The following is a 5,818-nucleotide window of genomic DNA, read 5'->3' on the forward strand; positions in this document are numbered from 1 at the left end:
GTCCCCCAGCGGATAGAGCACGCCGGCCTTGGCAAATTCCGGGAGCTGCGTGTAATTGAGACGGACAATATCGGGAACATTTTCACCGGAGGTTAAAGCCAGTCTCAGCTTGTCCGCCACATCGCCGTCTCCGCTTCCTCCCAGCTGAACCTCAAAATCCACCTTTTCTGCCAGATCGGGATTCTGTTCCAGAAATTTCTCATTGATCGTCTCGTAATTTTCCGTAGAAGGAAATACCATCATGGAGAGAGTCGTCTTTTCCCCCGAAGCCGCGCCCTCTGTCGTCTCCTTCTTCTCCCCCGCCTGAGCCTGGGCCGTGGTTTCTCCTCCGGCAGGAGCCTCACTTCCTGTCCCACAACCTGCAAGCATAGTTCCCACCATCATAAAGCTTAAAGCCAATGCCGCAATTCTTCTCCTTTTCATAACTCATGTCCTTTCTATCTTGATTTGTACCCCTATTATATTGGATTTACAATTTTCTGAACATATGCTAATATTACTATATTCTTTAAAATCCTACGATTTATTTCTGTATTCTGTGCGAAAGACGCAAAAAAGGGGGAAAATCTGTGTTTCATTTATTAATTGTCGAAGATGAAAAACGGACACGGGAGGGGCTATGCCGCCATATCGACTGGAACGGAATCGGTGTCGATCCCGTAACCGCCGTCGCGGGCGGGATGGAGGCGCTGCTTGCCGTGGATGATATCAAGCCTGATATCCTGCTGTCCGATATCCGGATGCCTCATATGACGGGAATTGAGCTGGCGACCATTATCCGCAAGAAATTTCCCAGATGCAAGATCATTTTCCTGAGCGGTTATGCGGACAAGGAGTATCTGATGTCAGCAATCGAGCTGAAGGTGGTTAATTACATAGAAAAACCGATCGACGTGGTTGAGATACGGAAAGCGGTATCAAAAGCGGTCATGCAGCTGGAATCCGAGCAGAAAGAGGAATTGATTCACGACGGATTTCAGAAGGCCCTTCCGATTATCCATGAGGAGATCGTCTCCGCCCTCGTTTCCCCCGGCCTGGACTGGCAGAGATTCAGTCAGGACTTTATCCCGCTCTATTTTGAGTGGACTAAAATAGGGAATTACTCCCTGTCCTGTATCCGGCCCGTCAAAAAGCTGGCCGGTGATGCCGGTGCCAGAGCCTTTCTCTCTTCGGTTGCCCGAGAACTCGAGCAGGCGCACGGTCTTGCTCCGGACGATTACCTATTAAGCCTTCGTTCTTCGAGAGAGGCCGTACTCATTTACAGGAATCTCCCCTCCTCTGTTATGACGCGCATCCTGGGGGACCTTCAGGCTTCCGCATCAAAATCCCAGCTTCCGGAGACAGCGATCGGAATCAGCTGGCCCTGTCTCTCCCTGACGGAGATTCCCGAACTCTATGCTGCGGTATCACGGATGACCGAATATGAAAGCTTTTACTATGAGAATTATGGGACGATTACTTTTGCGGAACCGCTGCCTTTAAAAGAGGTTCCCAAAAATATCTTTCGTCTGAAGGAACTGACATTATCCGGTGCGGAAACACTGTTTGACACTCTTGCCCGGGAAAAGTATACGGACATTCCCTATATTCGCGGTGAACTCTACAAGATTTACATGATGACCATAGAAAAAAGCTGGGATGAAAGGGTGGTGTCCTGGGGTGCGTTTGAGACGCTTTCGCTGGCGGAATACAGGGAGCTTATCTATTATGAGGTCAATACCATCCAGCTTTTAGGCGGCGACATCTACGATATTAAGATTAAAAATGCAGTACATTACATTCTGTGGAATTACTCCAATCCCGACTTGTCTATCAAGGTCATCGCGGATCACGTAAATTTATCGCAGAATTACTTAAGTACGCTGTTCAAAAAACAGACCGGGGTAACCATCAATGACTTTCTTCTGAATATCCGTGCGGAAAAAGCATGCCGCCTTTTAAGTGATACGGACTTAAAGCTTTATGAAATCGCGGAAAGGATAGGTCTTTTGGACGCCAATTACTTAAGTACTGTCTTTAAGAGGCAGTACGGTGTCACACCGACACAGTACCGCAGGACTACGGCAAAATTTCCGAGAAGGGAGAAACTCCATGAAGGTGATTCATAACATCAAACGCTGTTTTTCTTCTATGAATTATATGAAGAAGCTGTTTTTCTCCTATTTCCTGATTATTTGCCTGATTCTTGTGATCTTCTCCTCGGCCAGCTCCTACTATTCATCAAAATCGGAGACGAAGCAGGCACTGTATACGGCTAAGAACATGCTGCTCCAGACCACGGAATTTCTCGGCTATAAGGTAACCTCCATCAAGAACATCATCAATGTGATCAGTGCAGATGAGACAATCCAGACCCTGATTGCCTCCAGCGATGAATTTAACAGAGAGAGTCAGAACAACTGGATTATATTAAGCACGACGGCAAAGAGCATCATGTACAATGCCAATACGTCTAAAGATATCCATAACATCCGCCTCTTTGCGCTCGACGGCTCCATTTCCTTCGAAAACAGCAAGGAATTCGGCCAGCTCACGGAGGAAGAAAAAGAGCGCTGGTATGAACGCTCCTCCGAAAAAGAAAATATCAGTTCTCTGTGGCTTCCCGCTTCGTTTTTCAGCTCCTCCGATAAGCTCGGGGCCATTACCTACGTGAAGAAAATCCCCGATTCCAAAAATTTAAATCAGTATTTGGGAACCCTGACCGCCACGATCAATAATTCTGCGTTTAAAGACGTAATTGCCCAGGCGGCTACTACGCTGGGTACCTCTGTCCTCCTCTACAATTCATATGGTGAGACAATTATGTATCACGGAAAGGAGGACTTTTTTACGCCGGCGGATGTCGAAGCGCTACATTTGCAGGCCGCTTCGGACACGGATTCGGAGCTGCAGCAGATTAAATTTAATGGCAAAAATCACTTTATTGGAATCCAGCCGATCAGCGGCTGTGACTGGACTCTGGCTATTCTGACTCCTTCCTCCGATATCTTAAGAGCGACGAGACGTTATCAGCAGCAGACCATCATCCTGGTCATCCTGTTGATCGTTCTCCTGATTCCGGTCCTGTACCGGACCTCGAAGCAGTTAAGTTCCCGCATCTACGTGTTGAAGGAGTACATCTCCAGGGCCGTCAGCTCTAACTTTGAGATCGAACCGCTCTGCAACGGTACGGATGAAATCGGTGTTCTGACCGACAGCTTCAATGACATGGTCCGGCAGATCTCCGGTCTCCTGAAGGAACAGTATAAGCTGGGTTATGAAATCAAGGATCTGGAATTTCAGGTTCTCCAGTCACAGATTAATCCCCATTTTCTCTACAACACGCTGGACATGATCTACTGGCTGGGAATCGATAATGAGGCGCCCGATGTGGCGGAGGCAGCAAAAGAACTGGGACGTTTCTACATGCTGAGCCTTGGACATGGGGAGACCATCGTCTCCCTGAAAAATGAGCTGGACCACGTGGCGGCCTACGTCAACGTTCAGAATATGCGGTTTGAAGATCATTTTAAGCTGACCATCGATGTGCCGGAAGAGCTATACGACTATAAGATTATCAAAATTATTCTCCAGCCGCTGGTTGAAAATGCAATCCTTCATGGAATCCGCGAAAAAAGTTCGGAATCTGGAGAAATTACCATCAGGGCTGGGCTGGAAGACGGCGTGATTACCATTTCTATTGAAGACGACGGGATCGGAATTCCAGAGGAGAAGCTGGGTACACTCCTTACCCGCGGGGAAAAGAATTCCGGCTATGGTGTATGGAATATTCATGAAAGAATCCAGCTTTCTTACGGAACGCAGTACGGCCTTCGCTACACGAGCCGGCCGTATATCGGCACAACGGTATTTATTACATTTCCGGCGCTGCTGTAAATGAGAGACACCGTTATTTTTAAGCAGGAAAAAGGAGTGGAACGCATAAAAATGGGTTTTTTCTCGGCTTTGGGTGCGGGGCCGCGCAGGGAGAGTTCATATCCCAGTGTGCCGCCGTCTGGATACTCGCCATAAAAATGGCCGGGAATGGCGAACACATGCATTTTGTGTCCGACAATCCCGGCCATTTTTATGGCGAGTAGGAAGCGGGGCGGACACGGGATATGAACTCTCCCTGCGCGGCCCCGCACCCAAAGCTGAGAAAAAACCTAAAAATGGGTCCACTCCTTTTATAATGATTTGTTATCTAAAATCTTCTGCTGCCGAAAGCACTGTGATTTGCTTAAACTGCATCTCCCTTACTCCGCTTTCATTGTTTCCAGATTACCGGCGTTTTCATTCTGTCCGGTACTTTTCTTGCTGTTATCCGAATTATCACTTTTTAAATTTTCACTTTCGGAATTATCAGTTCCGGTCTTTTGGCTGTCGGGCCTGCCATTCTTATTCAGTTCCTTTAACGCCGCCTTTACATCTTTTAAAAATGCGTTCCACTCGTCTTCGTGGGCCACATAATAACGCGGGCAGTCTTTTCCGGTGGCATCGTAATGGCGGATCACATCTTTTTCTGTCAGATCCAGTTCCCAGCAAAGCCAGGAAGTCAGCTTCACCAGGGAAGCATATGTATCATCGGTAAACTTTCCATCCTCGCCGGGATGGCAGTTCTCAATCGAAACCGAGTCCAGATTCTTTTCCTTCGATGTGGAATAGGCGATTTCATCCAGTGGAATTCCCTGAAGAATCTCCCCGTCAAGCCCTATGATAAAATGGCTGCTGGCCGAGGTCGCCTTATCTCCCTTCTGATCTTTTAAATTATTGAAATAATTCCAGTTCTGCTTTGCAGTCGTTCCCGGATTCGCCACGTAATGAATGATGATCTCATTAACCCGGTTCATCTTTGTTCCCGGCCTGGAATACGGATTCACTTCGAAGAAATCCTGCGTAATCCAGTCAGGAGCGACAAGGGCGCTCAAATCGATAGCTCTGCGTTCTATCCGGCCTTCCATATACAGACTCAGCGCTCCCAGAACGGCTCCGGTCAAAAGAGCCAAAAATGCGGAAAAGAGGCCAAATAAAATCCTCGCTCTCCGGCGCTGCCGTTTCATTCTTTTTTGTCTTCTTATCCTGGAACGTCTCCGCATCTCAAGATCTTCGTATCTTTCATTATCCCGATTCATTTGTACCGGCTCACCTCGCCCCCCATTTTCTCTTACATAAGTGTAAGTCGTGAAGGCCTGAAATGTCAACATTCATACTATTAAGCTTTTATTACAAATTTCACCGGATATTCTTATTGTTTTGTAACATATAAAAACAACAATCCCCTCCTGTGTATATAATGATAGTGTAACTGTATTTTATTTGAAAGGATAATGATCATGAATTCATATAATAAACAATGTCAATGCCGCTGTCCCGGCTGTTGTCCCGGCTGCCCTGGCTGCTGCCACGGCCCCGCTCCGGAGCCATGCCCTTGCCGGGTCGGACCGACTGGGGCTACTGGACCGACCGGAGCTACCGGGGCTGCTGGTCCGACAGGGCCTACGGGGGGTATGGGGGATACTGGACCTGCTGGACCAATTGGGCCCACTGGGGTGACAGGCCCTCAGGGAGTTACTGGGGCGACCGGGCCTACCGGAGTTACTGGGGCGACCGGAGCCACGGGGCTGACAGGAGCGACTGGCCCTACCGGGCTTACTGGTGATCCTGGGCCTACTGGTCCTACTGGCCCTACTGGACTTACTGGTGATCCCGGACCTACAGGACCTACCGGCGCTACCGGCCTTGTTGGTTCTACTGGATCTACTGGCCCAACTGGACTTACCGGGGATCCTGGACCGACTGGAGTTACTGGGCCTACCGGTCTTACCGGTCCTACTGGTGC

4 protein-coding genes and 1 pseudogene are annotated in these 5,818 nt (G+C 48.6%); 3 read left to right on the forward strand and 2 right to left on the reverse strand.

Translation table 11 applies throughout. The features are described from left to right. Positions 1-423: extracellular solute-binding protein (locus ACLTD4_RS32595; protein WP_412331910.1), on the reverse strand; the 423-nt coding region annotated here is incomplete at its 3' end. A 146-nt stretch (positions 424-569) separates the two neighbouring features. Between ACLTD4_RS32595 and ACLTD4_RS32600 the strand changes: the two genes are divergently transcribed. Both ACLTD4_RS32600 and ACLTD4_RS32605 read left to right on the forward strand, forming a co-directional pair. Beyond that, complete coding sequence (locus ACLTD4_RS32600; RefSeq protein ID WP_117620937.1) at positions 570-2,108, forward strand: response regulator transcription factor; 1,539 nt, start codon at positions 570-572, stop codon at positions 2,106-2,108. Then, positions 2,092-3,876, forward strand: a complete 1,785-nt coding sequence (locus ACLTD4_RS32605) for a sensor histidine kinase (protein ID WP_002600936.1) — start codon at positions 2,092-2,094, stop codon at positions 3,874-3,876. The genes ACLTD4_RS32600 and ACLTD4_RS32605 overlap by 17 nt, the downstream gene beginning before the upstream one ends. 359 nt (positions 3,877-4,235) lie before the next feature. On the opposite strand, the gene ACLTD4_RS32610 is transcribed toward ACLTD4_RS32605, so the two are convergent. Further along, complete coding sequence (locus ACLTD4_RS32610; protein WP_242840503.1) at positions 4,236-5,039, reverse strand: N-acetylmuramoyl-L-alanine amidase family protein; 804 nt, start codon at positions 5,037-5,039, stop codon at positions 4,236-4,238. Between the two features lie 273 nt (positions 5,040-5,312). Between ACLTD4_RS32610 and ACLTD4_RS32615 the strand changes: the two are divergent. Further along, positions 5,313-5,818: pseudogene (locus tag ACLTD4_RS32615) on the forward strand (collagen-like protein); the annotation flags it as partial.

The organism is Hungatella sp. (assembly GCF_046966825.1).

What these genes read in the sequence shown, in the direction of transcription:
- ACLTD4_RS32605 (WP_002600936.1), top strand. Translation starts at nt 2,092, where the DNA reads ATGAAGGTGATTCATAACATCAAACGCTGTTTTTCTTCTATGAATTAT.
- ACLTD4_RS32610 (WP_242840503.1), bottom strand. Translation starts at nt 5,039, where the DNA reads ATGAAACGGCAGCGCCGGAGAGCGAGGATTTTATTTGGCCTCTTTTCC.